Source organism: Spirochaetales bacterium (genome assembly GCA_016930085.1).
GTDB lineage: Bacteria > Spirochaetota > Spirochaetia > SZUA-6 > JAFGRV01 > JAFGHO01.
This window is the reverse complement of sequence record JAFGHO010000056.1, coordinates 30,880-43,952: the sequence shown is the minus strand read 5'-3', so window position 1 is coordinate 43,952 and position 13,073 is coordinate 30,880. Positions and strand designations below refer to the sequence as shown.

The following is a 13,073-nucleotide window of genomic DNA, read 5'->3' as shown; positions in this document are numbered from 1 at the left end:
TTTCCTGTTCTCTGTCAATTGTGTCGCTCAATCGGCCGCTGAACTCTTCAGCAGCTCCTCGAGTCTTTTCTTAGCCAGATCAATATTCGATTGATATATTGAAGGTGCGTTCTTAATATATTCCAAATATGATTGAATTGCCAGATCATACTTCATGCTTTTTTCCGCGGCAAGCGCCATTGTCAGGTGCGCCCTTGTAAAATCCGGGTTACTTTTAAGTAATTGTTCGAGTTCCTTGATGGCCGGTCCGTAACAACCGTCTTCATAAAATGCGTGTGCCCGGTGGAACAGCGCCTCGATATTGTCCTGATCGATCTCCAGAACCTTTGTAAACTCCAGAATCGATTGATCGAACATCCCCTTTTTGAAATAATCCATACCCCGCTTGAAAAAAACGGATGAAAGAAGCCTGTTTTTGAGTCCTTCGTCTTCAAGGTAAATTTCCGTGATATTCACTTCAGGGAAAGCCGGCCCCGGCACGGCAAAGAGGAATCCCTGACCGTATTTGATTTCCATATCGATGAGTGTTTTCAGTTCTTTTTTTGTCTGGATCCCTTCCGCAATAATATCGGCGCCGACATCATGCGCCATTTTTTTAAGCGATGTGATAAGGTTTCTGCTTAATGTATGTATATCGATATCCCTGATAAGAGAAATATTGAGTTTGATGTACTGAATCTTCAGATTTTTGAGAAGACTGATGTTCGAACCTATCCAGCTGTCGTCGATTGCAATGGCGAAACTCGTATTCGAATAGAGACGGGTGATTTCATTGAAAAAATCGGCGTCCTCTATCGCATATCGTTCGGATATCTCAAAGACGATGTCATTTGGTTTCAGGGTTGTCTCTGTGAGAAGGTCTTCGAGGTATTTCACTCTCATTTTCGAATCGTGGATACTGGAAGAAAAGATATTGACGAACAATTTCTTTTTTTCTTTCAGTTTTTTAATATCCTTGAAAATATTGGTTTTGCAAAGCCAGTCGAGTTCATAGAGAAGACCGATTTCTTTTGCGATCGTGAAAAGGACATACGGATTTTCGAACTCGGTGTCTTTCGGGCCCCTTGAAAGGGCTTCGTAGCCGAGTATTTCATGGCTGTTGATATCGACTATCGGTTGATAGTAGGACTGAATCTTTTTTTCGATAATAAGATCGTATACTTTTTCCTTGTAACCCATTATATTTTTTATCGTCTGATACCGGGCGATGATTTCAGCCTCTGAAATCATCGCCTGGAGGATGCGTTCTTCTTTGACCGACGGATTGTTAAAGGCGATCGCATACCCGATGTTTACCCTCGGTTTTTCCTTGATGAGCGGGAATATGGTCGAGAACATATGGGTGTTGATAAAAATCTGAATTCGTTCGGAAAGCCGTTCATAATCGGACAGCTGGAAACTGCCTTCATTTTTTCGTTTTGACAGAAAGATATAGAATTGATTTCCTTCGCTTTGATTGATGGTAATTATGTCGTCTTTGCGAATTTGTTTCGTCTCTTTCAGTTTTGAGACGGTGCTCTTGAGTGTTTCGAAGATGTTTTCATAGATGGTTCGTCCAAAATTGAATTCGATGTTTTTCAGCTGGGACGCATCGATCATAAGCATTCCCAGCTTGAAGTCGCTCGTCAACCGTTGTTTGATTTCTTCAAGGTTTTCCTCGAATGTCGGAAAGATTATTTTTGATTGTGTTTCAGACATGACACCATCCTTAACGCTTTTCCGCGAGATGTGAATCCCTTGTTTGCATTGTTCTTTTTGGTAAAAATCCGGAAATCTTTATTCCTTGCATAATAGAGTGAAAAGGGTTCTCATTTCGGCTAATATATCGCTAATAAAACAATAATAAAACAGATGTGATATGTCAAGAAAAACAGAAGTCTTTATGTTTCCGTACTTACGAAGGTTTATACGGAAAGTTCACGGCGCACCTCTTGAGCAATTCGGTAAGGAGTATTGTGACCGTATATATATCGCGGATAAAGATTTCCTCCCCTTTCGTATGGCAGGGATGGATTGCCGGTTCCAGCGCCACAGAGGGAAGCGGATCATGAGCCGATACCGCGAAGCATTTTCCGTAGGTCACATAATCGTTCGTGTTGTTTTCATGCCGCACCTCCGGGACGATTGAAAAGACAAGCCGCTCTATCTGTTCGGTCACGGCGACGAGTTTCCGTGACGGATGAAGCCCGCAGAGTTCCCAGAAACGGGAGTAAAGGGCGACGCCGTGTTTCCCCTTGAACGTCGGGGTTGTATCGATGGTAATGACGAGCGCTGGATATCGTTTTGTTTGGATCAAATGCCGTGAAAGACGAAAAGCACCCACACCGGAGGACCACATTCCTTCACCCGGTATCTCGTACGGACCGTACTCCTCCATTTCCGAAAATAAAAGGTAAAGAGGCGGAAAATTATTACTTGCGGTGAGGAGTCCCATATACAGGCATATTCCGACACCCGCGGCATCGTCCAACTGACCCTTTATTTTTTCCCCGTCCGAGGTTACCGGAAGGTTTTCGGGAATCGGGTGCCCGAAATGATTTATCTTATCGAGATGTGCGGTAAGGGCGAGCGGGGGAGCATCTTGTGCGCCCGGTAATGTAAGGAGAAGGTTGTTTTCCGGTACGCGGGTTAATACGGCTCCCGGCATGCTGCGTGCAAAACCTTCAATCAGCGGATGAAGGCGGTCCTCCATCGTACTGAATGAAGGAACGGCGGCACATTCTGTGATAATATCGATGACATTCAAGATAACGACACCTCCTTTTATCGAAACGGTGATATTGATCGAATCATATAACACCCCGGGGATCGCGATGTCATCATTCCTCTTTCTTTCATCGTTTTCATGGTACCCCGGGCCGGTCCTCGATCGGCTTGACAGGGTAATTCTTTCTATAGTATCATTATTATGTCAAGGGGTGGCATATGAAGCGTCTATGCCTGAGAATATACCCATTGAACCTGATCTGGATAATACCAGCGAAGGGAGCAGGACCCGCACATATCCCACACCCCCGGACGAGAATTATCCACAGGCGAACAAAATAGATCGAAGGTGATGCGACACATATCGATTTCTTTTGAGATCCATACGATACATGAAAAGGAGGAAAACGATGACCCAGCTTGAATATGCATCCAAACGACGGATTTCACCCGGGATGAGGGAAGTTGCCGCGTATGAACATATCGCCCCGGAAGTCCTTCTGAAAGATATTGCCAAAGGCGTTACCGTCATCACAAAAAGCGAACGCCATCAATGCAGACCCGTCGGTATCGGGAAAGACCTGCTCGTAAAAGTCAATGCGAATATCGGTACATCCGGGCTGTGCGCTCATTTGCAAAAGGAATGTGAAAAACTCTCGGCCGCGATCAAAGCCGGAGCGGATACGGTCATGGATTTGAGCACGGGCGGCGATATCGATCATGTTCGCAGGACGATTATCTCAGCATCAACGGTGCCGGTCGGTACCGTCCCGGTCTACCAGGTTTTGACGAAACAACCCGATGTCGCCGGGATCACGGAGGATGATTTTCTTCATTCCATTTTTACCCATATCGAAGACGGAGTGGATTTCGTCACCGTACACTGTGGCATAAAGCGGGAGTATATCCCGCTGCTTTCTACCCGGATTATGGGTGTCGTGTCGAGGGGAGGGAGTTTTTTAATCAAATGGATGCTCCATCACGGGAAAGAAAATCCCCTTTACACCAGGTTTGACGAGATTTGCCGTATGGCAAAAAAATATGATGTCGTTTTGAGTCTCGGCGACGGCCTGCGGCCGGGATGTCTCGCGGATGCCACCGACAGGGCCCAGATCGCTGAACTAAAAACCCTCGGGAACCTCTGCCTGAGGGCGCGGAAGGCGTTTGTTCAGGCGATGGTGGAGGGTCCGGGCCACGTGCCGATTCATCAGATTGAAAAGAATATAAGGCTTCAAAAACGATACTGCCATGGCGCCCCATTTTACGTACTCGGTCCCCTTGTCACCGATATCGCACCGGGCTACGACCATATCGTCGGCGCGGTCGGCGGCGCCCTTGCCGCATATTACGGCGCCGATTTTCTCTGCTATCTGACACCGACAGAGCACCTCGGCCTGCCGGAGAAAGCCCATGTCGTCGAAGGGGTTATCGCTTCGAAAATTGCGGCCCATGCGGCGGATATCGGCCGGGGCAGGGCCGGCGTCCGCGACATCGATGACAGGATGTCGCGGGCGAGGAGTAATCTGGATTGGGAGGGGATGTTCGCGTGCGCGATGAATCCGGAGAAAGCGCGCATGGTTCGGGCGGAAACGGGAATAAAGGATAACGGCGTCTGTTCCATGTGCGGCGAACTCTGTTCGGCCAAGATCAACCGTGAAAACAGGGAGCGATATAAAAAGAATGTTGTAAAAAGAACTTAAGTCCGGTGTCTTTATTCGATTTTGAAGTATTAATTTTTACTATAGCGGGCGAATCAATAATTACTATAGCTTTTTAAGGAATGAAATTATTTTCTCAAATGCGCGGTGATTCAGATCAAAATAACCTGCTTTTATGGCCGATCCCAATTCCAGATACGGTTTGGGTTTGGAAGCTATAAATGAATGGATTTTGGCAGAAGCTATATTTTCCGGCCACTCATATTCTTGAATAGCTTTTTGTAATTTCTCATAAACGGCTGATTCAATAATTTCTCTTGATATTAAAAAAGATCGTATTTTTGTTTTTGCTTGATTGATGTGTAAATCATGGAAATTATCGGTTTTCTCCCGTATACAATTCATGTATGCTTCGACACAAGACATATGAGGATCGTCTTTTATCGATGAAAGACAAATATCTTCGAGCATACCTTTTTTATCACGATCGGGAATAATCAAAATAGTGACTTTTATTTCGTTTCTATTTTTTTTCTCTTGATCCGGTCCGGGATAGCTTGCTGATTTTAATGCATGACAGATACTATCATAAGCCGCATCAGGATCATTGTCGGCATCCTGTTCGATCCCTATCGATGTAATAGTCTCGTGTCCTGTCCTTTTTTTCAGGCTTTCTAAATAATTCTTTAAATTTGCTTTACCTTTATAATCTTCAATCTGGATAAGCAGTCTTTCTTTTTCCACTATTTCACTAAAAAAATTGCACTCGTCCTTACCTTCGACCAATAGAATCCTGCTTGATCGAATCGGTTGTGGGGTCATCATTATCGTATTTCCCAACCGGAATCCAAAGATGTCTCGAGCGTCTCTTTATCAAAGCTTACTGCGGAAATATTTCCATTAATTTCTTCAATCCTATGAACACGAAAATCATACTGTTTTTCTTCTTTAAATGAGCTATGTGCGTTCTGGATGCATTCGAAACTGTGGGTGGTGGCGAAAACCTGAACATTTTCTTTTCTTGATAGTTGTGCTATTGCCTTCCATACTTTTTCCAAAATTGAGTAATGGATACCATTTTCAATTTCATCTATCAACACTATTCCGTCATGAGTCGTTGCTATTCCCATCGATATTTCAAGAAGACGTTCCACTCCGCCTCCCATTAATGCTATTGGTATCAATCTCGATTTACCGATATCGCCATGAATGACGGGAATTCCGCCCTGGATTAGTGTGCTTAAATCCTTTAGCTCGGGATATATGACTTGCAGGAAAGCGATAATTATATCTTTTTTTTTGATTTCAGCCAAATCACTATATCGCTCGGCCAAGGTTTTTTGCTTTTCCTGCCAACGTGACGCAATGAATATCGCTTTTTTTTCTTTTATATTTGGCGGCCGTTCGCCTCGAATTTCCATACGGTCACCATTTACGGAAGGAAAAACACGGCTTCTAAATACCTTTCCATCCGGGCCTGTGTGTTCTATTAATAATTGACGATTCGTGGATGTTATTTTTTCAATTCCGTTGGATAAAATATTATTATCGGTTATTGATCCCGATGTTCCTTCACTCATATTATTTTTTGCTATCGGCCCCGTTGAAGCTGGAGTATTGATTATTTTTACTGTATTTTTTTTGCCGTTTTCAATGGAAACGATTTCAATCGTTTTTTTGGGATCGAATTGAAAAAATAAATTCCATCCGAATTCATCAAGTTTTATTTGATCCAGACCACGAAAAACGTTAACTGAAAACGGTAATCCGGGATTAAACCATCCCTGATGCAGAAAAAATGCTTCCAACAGAGTGGTTTTCCCGATTCCATTCTTTCCAATAAAAAGATTGATACGTTCGAGATTGTCTATCGTAAATTCTGAAAAACAACGATAATTTTTTATAGAAAACGATGAATACATTTCTTTTCTATGCTAATATTTTTATTAATAATAAGCAATAGGTTTGATATACGAAAATGAATAACGACAATGCTTGCGATGTATAAATATTATCGCTATTTAATTACTCTATTTCTCATCCGAATTACTCGATAATGGTCTGCGTTCTTATTTAAACCCGCAGGTTTTTATATTATACTTTAATATGGTTTGCGTGGAATTATTGTTTCAATATTTCATATAATAAGGACCTGAAAATGAAAATCAGCGACATCGGCGGAGAGTTTGCACTGATACGCCGCATCACGGCTAAAACCGGTACATCGCCTGAGGTGATCAAGGGGATCGGTGATGATTGCGCGGTCTTTCGCTTTACCGATGAACGGTATCTGCTTGTAACAACGGATATGATCGTCGAGAACGATCATTTCAATCTGGAGTGGTTCAGCCCGCGCCGGGTGGGGATGAAGCTCATGGAGTCGAATGTCTCCGATATCGTTGCCATGGGAGGAAGACCTCTTTATGCCTTTCTCTCCATGTCGCTGCTCGAGACGACGGCGGTCGAGTTTGTAGAAGATTTCTCGGACGGGCTGCTGACGTCTGCCGGTAAACACGGGGTTATCCTCGCGGGAGGAGATACCACCCATGGGACCGAATATGTCTTTAACCTTACCGTTCTCGGTGAGGTCGAACACGACAGACTCAGACTCCGTTCCATGGCGCTTCCCGGCGACCTTATCGCGGTAACCGGTCATCTCGGAGGAAGTACGGCGGGACTGGAACTCCTCAGGGCGGGAATATCGGGGTATACGCTCGACCATCTGGAGCCTCACTCGAGATCCGCCGCAGAAGGATCACTCATCGCATCACGGGCGCATGCCATGATCGACGTAAGCGACGGGCTTGCTCCGGAAGTGACCCATATCGCCGAGGAAAGCGGAACGGGCGCCGTTATAACATTTGAAAAAATACCGATATCGGACAATACCCGTGAATCGGCAAAACACCTCGGCCGGGACCCTCATGATTTTGCACTTTACGGCGGTGAGGATTTCGAACTCGTTTTTACGATAACACCTGAAAAGGCCAAAGCGCTCGCGTCGGTATTCAGTGATTTTACCATCGTGGGGGAGATTGAGGAAAAAAATGCGGGTATTTTTCTTGAAAAAGACGGAAAAAAAATCGGGTTGAAAAAGGGCTTCGATCACTTCAGGTGATGGGACTCAGGCAGTATCGTTCCCACCTTTTACGCTGCCCCGTTCACCTTCCCGTGCATTACCGTGAACTTCATAAGGGAATATGGATTTTTCGAGAGGGCTCGACCGTGCCGATCGTTCCGTAGCCCGCCAGGGTATTCTTCATTAGCGCGATAAAATACGTGATTATCGTCGATAAAAAATAAAGTATTGTTGACTAATGGTTACATTTTATTATAATAGGACATGCTGTGATAAAAGTGTGTCATCGGGGATTCATATATATGAAAGCAATAACGCCGAAATAAAATACACCTTGACGGGATAAAGGAGGAAGGATATCAAAACAATCAAGATAGAGAAAAAAAAGCTTGTACCGATTCTCAAGGATATCCTTATTTTCAGCAGCCTCGATAAACCCGAAATAGAAAAAATATCGGAAATTTGCAAGCTTGTCGAATATACCGAAGGGGAGTCAATCGTCACACAGGATACGCTGAGTCCGTATCTTTACGTTATTCTCGAAGGGAATGTATCGATTCTCATGAAAGGGAGTGAAGGCGAAGACATCATGATAAGTGAGGTGAATGAGGGTGATGTCTTCGGCGAAGCGGCAATATTCATGGACGTAAAGAGAACGGCCAGTGTCGTGGCGCGGGGAAAGGTATTGATCGCAAGCATTGCGCGTGAAAAACTCATATCATTTACCAATATATTCCCGCGCGCGGGGGTGAAAATCTATCTCTTTATTATTCTCAGTTTGTTGTTAAAACTTAAAAAGGTAAGTACGGAACTGGTTCTTGAAAAAGAATCGACGGTGAGTGCAAAGGACCTTGAACACTTGCGCAACTTTTTCCCCAAAGCCCTGGAAGATTTTTTCTGATAATTGATGCGTCATATGATCTGTGCCCTTCCGGGATGCGCGGTGATAACGGGTGCATAGGTATTGCGTAAATAGGGGGAGACAAATGGATATTTTCGACTTTGGCATGAAAATGGAGCAGGAGGGTGAACAGTACTATCGCGAAAACGCGCGAAAAATCGAGGACGAAAATGCCTCCCAATTGATTTTTTTTCTGGCAAATGAAGAAAATCGGCATTACCAACTGATAAAACACCTCAAGGAAGGATGCGGGGGCGTGTTGTATACCAGGTTCGTGAAAGATGTAAAAACGATATTCAAGAAAATGAAAGAAAAGGGCGAAAGTTTTGTGGAAGAGAAATCCGGTATGATGGATATACTCAATGGCGCTTTGAGAATGGAGCAGGAAAGTATCGATTTTTACAGGACCGAATCTGAAAAAACAGATAATCCTGAAGCCCGGGAACTCCTGCGTTTGCTCAAGAAGGAGGAAGACGCCCATTATTCACTTGTCAGTTCACTTATCGAATTTTACGAAACCCCTCATCTCTGGCTCGAACAAGCGGAATTTACCCATCTCACCGATTATTGATCGGCATATTCAAACGACTTCCGGAGGAAATCACTTCCCGAGAAGCGGTCCATGAAATTTTTATCCCGGCCATGAAAATATGCAATGCAGAATGAGTCATGGTAGCCGCGATTTAAAAAAGAATGAAATTCGGACGCAAAAAACTTTCAGGAGTGAAAAAATGCGGGAAGAAAGCGTTACGGGGAATAACTTGTTAGTTTTTTATAGACAAAATCGGCAACCTCGCGATCGATATTCCTGCTTGATGCTTTAAAGCGCTCCGCGATTTCGTCTTTTGAGAAAAGACCGTCTGGAACAAGGATGGGAGTCATTTTTGCACGTCCCGGCTTCTCACCGTTGTCGATTTTATTGTGCTCGAATCCCGACCTGTTTTTCCAGGTCAACGAACGTTCCGTATTCTCCTTGTCATAGCAGAGTTGAAAACCCGAGATTGTCCGGTCGTCCTCATACCATACGATAAGGTCAAAATAGGTATCGCTGAACCAGCGTCTGTATCCTTCGTCCTCGAATTGTTTTACCTGATTAATCTCAACCAACATGAATGCACTCCTTTGTCCGTCGACATCCATAGACGGTAGAATCACTTAGCAACGTCCTTCTTAAAATATATCGCAAACGAAATAAAAACCGTCGCTACATTATTTCTGGCATGGGTTTGTTGTTTTCTATCATTTTTTTCAGGGCAACCAGATATGCTTTTTCGATTTTTTTCCATTGTTTGTTCAGCGAATTGGCGTAAAGTCCCACAAAAAAAGCGACGGTTCTTCCCCTGAGGAGTCGTGCGATGACTCGATACGGTGCATAGAAACGCGTATGTGCCACTATCTGGGCCATTTGAAGTTCCCATGCAGAGTAATGAATCGGTTTGAATTTTACATGGTGTGCGTCATAGGTATCCCATTTGTAATCGAGCACACGATTTTCGGAACGCATCCGGTTATAAAATTCGGTACCCGGTAACGGTGTCAGAATAAGGAACTGGACGGTATCGATTTTGTATTTTATTGCAAAATCGACCGTGGCTTTTGCCTTTTTTGGGGTATCGTTATCGAATCCCATAACAAACATGCCGTGGATATGAATTTTCCGTTTCTGTATTTCCCTGATCGCGTGTATGATTTCTTCAACGGATTGTTGTTTTTTCATTTCCATGAGTGAATCCGGATCGATTGATTCAAAACCGATGTAGAGTGTCGTACAGCCCGCCCTTTTCATGAGATCCAGCAGTTCGCTGTCTTTTGCCACATCGCAGCGTACCTGTGTCGACCAATTGAATCCAAGCTTCAAATCGATCATCTTATTAAGCAGTTCCTTTGTCCTTTTTCTGTTTGCGGTAAAATTATCATCATAGAAAAAGAGAACATGCTTTTTGGGGTTGTATTTGCCGATTTCCTCGATAATATTATCGGCGGATCGGTACCTGTATTTTTTTCCGAACATTTTTGTTACGGAACAGAAATTGCAATTAAAGGGACAGCCCCGTGAGGTCTGTACGGGTATTTTTTCCCTGAAAATGCTGAAACGCTTCTCTTTGCGATGAAGTAGTGTAAAATCCGGTATCGGAATCGTATCCAGGTCGCATATCGGTTGCGAAAGCGGATTGAGATGTATCTTACCGTCGGATTTCCAGCCGAGGGCGGGGATGTCATGAAACGAACCGCCGTTATTCAGGGCTTCGATCAGCAGCTGAAACGGCACTTCCCCCTCACCCCTTATCAGGTAGTCGGCATGTTCCAGGGCTTCTTCCGGTAAAAAAGTGACGTGGGGCCCGCCCATCACAACGGGTATACCCTTTTTTCTATAGTGATCGGCAAGCATATATGCCTGCGGCGCGGTCGCGGTAATCGATGAGATAGCGACAAGGTCTGGTGAAAGGTTTTTTGCCAGAATTTCCTTTCTGCGGCCAAAATATACGCTCGCATTGTATCCGTTTTTCTTCATTATCGTGGCCAGGATGATATTTCCGAGTCTCGGAAGTTCATATCGAGAAAAAACATGAAGTCGTTCCGAGACAGGTTCTATAAATATTATATTTTTGATCATTGGAGAGTCCTTTTCGAAAGTAATTATATACCAATGTAATTTTTTATCAAAATTCTGTCAATATAGGTGTAAATAATATTGAATTAGTAAAAAAATGTGGTATCATTTGAAATAGATGAAAAGGGAGCGTCTTCGCGTTTATATCACAATATGCCTCGTTATAAGTATATGTTCATGCGGGGAATCCTTTTTTTCTCCCGAAACCGGATCACTCAACGAAATCGCCGTTCTTTCGCTCGCAAACGGCGGCACAATAGAGGTCGGTGAAAACCTCTCCTTTCAGATAACCTCAACGGCAGAAGATGAAAAACCCGATCGATTACTTGTCAATCTTTATTCTAGTGACGGTGAACAATTGGGAACACTCTCGAATTCCTCTTTTGCCCTTAACGAACCGCTTTCGCTCAATCTGTTCGATACACTCGAAACCGGTCGATATACCGTCGAGTTTCTTCTTTACTCGGATTCGGTCATGATATCCGAGAAGAAAATGACTTTTTTTTATGTCAGGGAGCAATACGGAATCACCGGGATTGAATCATTTCCCCCCGTGATTTTTCCGGGTGCGACCGTTCTTCTCACGGCACTCCTTACCGTTCCTGAATCATCGAATCCCTACCTGCGATGGACAATCAACGATACCGTCATCGCAAAAGGCACGATACGTGAGGGGTTGAACAAGATTCTCTGGTCGGCGCCTGAAGAAGAAGGGATTTTTACCGTACGAATTGAACTTTTTCCCATCGAACCGCCCGGAACGGATGATTTCCCTTTTGAATCGGATATTTTTATGGATGTCGAGCTTTTTGTAACAAAAGCGGGCAAACCATCGAATAAACGATTAAAACCGGCGGACTCGTATTATGCCCTTTATCATTTTGAGGGGGATCTTTTTGACAGCGGTAAAGGATCACCGCCTGTTATCGAAGATAAATACAGGGGGGGGGCCACACCGATCGGTGAACCGGAACTCATTACAACAGATGAAGATTTCGGTTATGCCCTGAAACCGGGGGAAGGTTTCATGATAACCGAGAATATTCTGCCGGTAAAAGAAGGGCGATTAACACCATTCACCCTCTCACTGGGACTCCTTTTGGAACCCGACCAGGAGGGGAAGAATATAATCCGTATTTCATCGCTTGATAATCTTTTTTCACTCGCCGTTTATATCGATAAGGATGGGACCTTCTTCGCCGGATTACAGTCGGGGATGAAAGAGGTGTTTATTCCTTCGAAGATCAACGTGAATCTCCTTCAAAAGCGGTTTCTGCTTTCCCTTTCCTTCATCCCCATTGAGAAGACCCTGAAAGCACTCTGGTTCCTTGACGGAATACAGATGGGGGATTTTACCGTCAACGACATCAATCTGGAGATAATGACTTCCGGCGAGACAATAATCGGGGGTGAAAACGGCATCGGCGGGATTATCGATGAATGCGGGGTTTATTTCAGGGACCCTCAAGGCAGGGCCGCCATCAATCCTGATCTTTATGAGGATGCGATCAGACAGCTTTATGATGATAATACCCTTTTTGCGCAGGGCTTCGACGGACTATATCTGCCGGAAGATGTCGTGGTTGAAGGAGATGACAGGATCGATACGGGAAAACTCTTTCTTACAACATCGCTGTCGATCGTGATTTCCCCGCTAAACATTCAATATGAAGATGTGAGCATCATTGTCCGTTACGCTGAACCCGTGCACGATAACTCAAAGATATCCCTGTTCTGGGAAGGAAGCGATACGCCCTTTATCGATTCTTTTTCAAACGGCCAGGTGGCGGCGGGCGGAGAACTGCAGTCATTCCGTCTTAAAAATAACGGCAATTCTTTTTATATCAAGGTAAGCAGTTTTGGGAGAAAAGCCGTTTTTGTCAATGAAGAAAAACCTGTCGATGTCGCTATCGGGAAACCATCGAAAAAACCTGAACGGATGATCCTTAAAATCATAAACAACGATGATGAGGCGGTTGTCATCGATTCGATCACTGTCTTGAAAAACAGGGAATAGTAGGGTTTCGCTACTCGCCGTTTTCATACCTGTTACAATCAAATAAGCCCGTTACGACAACGAAAGACCGGCTTCATGATATTTACAACAATCGGCCTCTT

At 44.2% G+C, this 13,073-nt stretch carries 11 protein-coding genes and 1 riboswitch; of the genes, 5 read left to right on the top strand and 6 right to left on the bottom strand.

Going from position 1 to position 13,073, the window contains the following annotated elements; all coding sequences use genetic code 11:
- Positions 1-27: 27 nt before the first annotated feature.
- Both JW881_09135 and JW881_09130 read right to left on the bottom strand, forming a co-directional pair.
- Positions 28-1,698 (bottom strand): EAL domain-containing protein, encoded by a 1,671-nt coding sequence (locus tag JW881_09135; GenBank protein MBN1697664.1) that lies wholly within the window; start codon positions 1,696-1,698, stop codon positions 28-30.
- Positions 1,699-1,894: 196 nt separating this feature from the next.
- The gene (locus JW881_09130) at positions 1,895-2,746 is read right to left on the bottom strand and encodes a hypothetical protein (GenBank protein MBN1697663.1); all 852 of its coding nucleotides are present in this window, start codon (positions 2,744-2,746) and stop codon (positions 1,895-1,897) included.
- A 158-nt stretch (positions 2,747-2,904) separates the two neighbouring features.
- Positions 2,905-3,005, top strand: a riboswitch (TPP riboswitch).
- A 111-nt stretch (positions 3,006-3,116) separates the two neighbouring features.
- Here JW881_09130 and thiC point away from each other — a divergent pair.
- Positions 3,117-4,406 carry a phosphomethylpyrimidine synthase ThiC gene (thiC, locus tag JW881_09125; GenBank protein MBN1697662.1) on the top strand — a complete coding sequence of 430 codons (1,290 nt, stop codon included), beginning with the start codon at positions 3,117-3,119 and terminating at the stop codon, positions 4,404-4,406.
- A 63-nt stretch (positions 4,407-4,469) separates the two neighbouring features.
- Here the strand turns inward: thiC and JW881_09120 are convergent, their stop codons facing one another.
- Together JW881_09120 and JW881_09115 are read right to left on the bottom strand one after the other, a co-directional pair.
- Positions 4,470-5,150: a hypothetical protein gene (locus tag JW881_09120; protein MBN1697661.1), complete on the bottom strand. Its 681-nt coding sequence runs from the start codon at positions 5,148-5,150 to the stop codon at positions 4,470-4,472.
- 38 nt (positions 5,151-5,188) lie between these two features.
- Positions 5,189-6,286, bottom strand: a complete 1,098-nt coding sequence (locus JW881_09115; protein ID MBN1697660.1) for an AAA family ATPase — start codon at positions 6,284-6,286, stop codon at positions 5,189-5,191.
- A 236-nt stretch (positions 6,287-6,522) separates the two neighbouring features.
- Here JW881_09115 and thiL point away from each other — a divergent pair, with 236 nt between their 5' ends.
- The 3 genes from thiL to JW881_09100 all read left to right on the top strand — a co-directional run bounded on the left by thiL (position 6,523) and on the right by JW881_09100 (position 8,915).
- Positions 6,523-7,482, top strand: a complete 960-nt coding sequence (thiL, locus tag JW881_09110; protein ID MBN1697659.1) for a thiamine-phosphate kinase — start codon at positions 6,523-6,525, stop codon at positions 7,480-7,482.
- A gap of 319 nt (positions 7,483-7,801) precedes the next feature.
- Positions 7,802-8,344 (top strand): cyclic nucleotide-binding domain-containing protein, encoded by a 543-nt coding sequence (locus tag JW881_09105; protein ID MBN1697658.1) that lies wholly within the window; start codon positions 7,802-7,804, stop codon positions 8,342-8,344.
- An 85-nt stretch (positions 8,345-8,429) separates the two neighbouring features.
- Positions 8,430-8,915, top strand: a complete 486-nt coding sequence (locus JW881_09100; protein ID MBN1697657.1) for a ferritin family protein — start codon at positions 8,430-8,432, stop codon at positions 8,913-8,915.
- A 176-nt stretch (positions 8,916-9,091) separates the two neighbouring features.
- On the opposite strand, the gene JW881_09095 is transcribed toward JW881_09100, so the two are convergent.
- Together JW881_09095 and JW881_09090 are read right to left on the bottom strand one after the other, a co-directional pair.
- Positions 9,092-9,454, bottom strand: coding sequence for a hypothetical protein (locus JW881_09095; GenBank protein MBN1697656.1), 363 nt, complete (start codon positions 9,452-9,454; stop codon positions 9,092-9,094).
- 94 nt (positions 9,455-9,548) lie between these two features.
- Positions 9,549-10,958 (bottom strand): B12-binding domain-containing radical SAM protein, encoded by a 1,410-nt coding sequence (locus JW881_09090; protein ID MBN1697655.1) that lies wholly within the window; start codon positions 10,956-10,958, stop codon positions 9,549-9,551.
- Positions 10,959-11,073: 115 nt separating this feature from the next.
- Between JW881_09090 and JW881_09085 the strand changes: the two genes are divergently transcribed.
- A complete protein-coding gene (locus JW881_09085) occupies positions 11,074-12,972 on the top strand; it encodes a hypothetical protein (GenBank protein MBN1697654.1) in 1,899 nt (632 codons plus the stop codon).
- Positions 12,973-13,073: the final 101 nt, after the last annotated feature.